This window comes from Silvimonas sp. (assembly GCF_031291215.1).
Lineage (GTDB): Bacteria > Pseudomonadota > Gammaproteobacteria > Burkholderiales > Chitinibacteraceae > Silvimonas > Silvimonas soli.
The window spans coordinates 1-1,933 of sequence record NZ_JARLJK010000095.1; the positions used below are offsets into that span (position 1 = coordinate 1).

Consider the following 1,933-nt stretch of genomic DNA (forward strand, 5'->3'; position numbering starts at 1 on the left):
CGGCATTGCCGAGCAACACGCCGTCACGTTTGCGGCGGGCCTTGCCGCGCAAGGGATGCGGCCGTTTTGCGCGATCTATTCGACATTCCTGCAGCGCGCCTATGATCAGGTCGTGCATGATGTCGCGATCCAGAATCTGCCCGTGCGCTTTGCCATCGACCGCGCCGGACTGGTCGGCGCCGACGGCGCGACCCATGCCGGATCGTTTGACGTGACGTATCTTGCCAGCTTGCCCAACATGGTGGTCATGGCCCCCGCCGACGAGGCGGAACTGGTCCACATGACGCATACGGCCGCATTGCATGATGCAGGGCCGATTGCATTTCGTTATCCGCGCGGAAACGGCACCGGCGTCACGCTGCCCGCCGTTCCCGAACGCCTGGCCATCGGCAAAGGGCGGATGATGCGCGAAGGCGGGCGCATCGCGATCCTGTCGCTCGGCACACGCCTTGACGAAGCGCTGAAGGCCGCCGACCAGCTTGATGCGCGAGGCCTGCCGACTTCGGTTGCCGACTTGCGCTTCGTCAAACCGCTGGACAGCGACTTGATCCGCCGCCTGATCGTAACGCACGATGTCGTGATCACGATCGAGGAAGGCGCAATCGGCGGGCTTGGTGCGCATGTGCTGACTATGGCCAGCGACGAAGGGCTGACCGATACGGGGCTGAAAATCCGCACTTTGCGCCTGCCCGACGTATTTCAGGATCACGATTCGCCCGATCGGCAATATGACGAAGCAGGGCTGACCGCGCCGCACATCGTAGAGACCGCGCTCAAGGCGCTGCGCCACAACAGCGCAGGCGTTCAGGAAGCGCGCGCCTGACCGGAAACTCGTGATCCGGGCGCGCGCGCGTCAATAAAGCCGATCAATAAGGCAGGTTTGGAAACAAGTACCAGATCCCGACCGGGGTTTGCATGATGCGCATTTCCGCCCATGTGGCCAAGAGCCAGGGACCAGTCGCAACCAGCCAATTCATGCCCAGATGCCCGATTTGGCGCAAATCGGGCCAGAACGGTGTACGGCTGACCCACAAACCCCATTCACGCCCCGATTGCGCGGTCTTCTTGGCATCCTGGAGCCGGGAACCCACCAGAGCAAGCGTGACCAAGCCCGCGCAACTGATCAGGTTGCGCGGCGAAGGCAGGATCAGCAACTGCACGACCAGCCAGATCGCGATCGCAAACATCATCGGATGGCGTGTGATCAGGAACACGCCGCTGGGCTGGCGTGTCGACAGGCCGTTAAGATTGGCCCCGACCAGCCCGGGATTGCCGATAAGCGAAGCCATGAACAACGCGACGGCGAAATAGCCCACCGCGTCGAACACCAGTTGCAACCCCAAATTGTCCGACGACCACGCCATCGGACCATGCGGTGCCTGGTGATATGCCGCAAGAATAACGACCAGAAAAGCCATCGCGACCAGCGAGTAGAAGATCCGGAAACCATTCACGCCAAATGTGGCGACCGCCCAGGGCCGCGCAATATGCGAAAACAGAAAATGGGTCCCGACAAAACCGGCAACCGCAAAAATCAATACCAGCAAGGCTATAGGCATCGGAACCCCCTGCCTTCTCTATTCGGCAAATTCCCCCCCTGCCGAAAGGCTGAGAAATATTTACCGCCTATAGGAGGCGGAAAGACTGCCGTCGAATGAAGATTGGTCCGGGACGGCGCGCATTCAATTCACTGTGGCATGGCGTACACACGCAGCCTGCGGCCTTGGGGATTGTTGCCGATCAATTGACCCCATGCATCAACCGCCGGATCGGCCTGGCCAGCAAGAGCAGGACTGCACCGATCGCCACCGACACCCAGCCGATCACCGTAAAGACATGGACATACGTATCGAGGCTGAGCTTTGGATTGGTCACTTCGCCGCCGACCGTATCGACGCTGGCCACCTGGGCGACCACGCCCGCGACATATTGC

The 1,933-nt window shown here is 61.0% G+C and carries 3 protein-coding genes; 1 reads left to right on the plus strand and 2 read right to left on the minus strand.

Features of this window, described 5'->3' with window-relative positions; translation table 11 throughout:
• The coding region (locus P4L78_RS10600) for a transketolase C-terminal domain-containing protein (protein WP_309328032.1) at positions 1-823 on the plus strand (823 nt) is incomplete at its 5' end.
• 43 nt (positions 824-866) lie between these two features.
• On the opposite strand, the gene P4L78_RS10605 is transcribed toward P4L78_RS10600, so the two are convergent.
• The gene (locus P4L78_RS10605; RefSeq protein WP_309328033.1) at positions 867-1,559 is read right to left on the minus strand and encodes an NnrU family protein; all 693 of its coding nucleotides are present in this window, start codon (positions 1,557-1,559) and stop codon (positions 867-869) included.
• A gap of 181 nt (positions 1,560-1,740) precedes the next feature.
• The coding region (locus P4L78_RS10610) for a hypothetical protein (protein ID WP_309328035.1) at positions 1,741-1,933 on the minus strand (193 nt) is incomplete at its 5' end.

Excerpts from the sequence above, each read along its gene's own strand:
- P4L78_RS10605 (WP_309328033.1), bottom strand. The coding sequence starts at position 1,559 with ATGCCTATAGCCTTGCTGGTATTGATTTTTGCGGTTGCCGGTTTTGTC.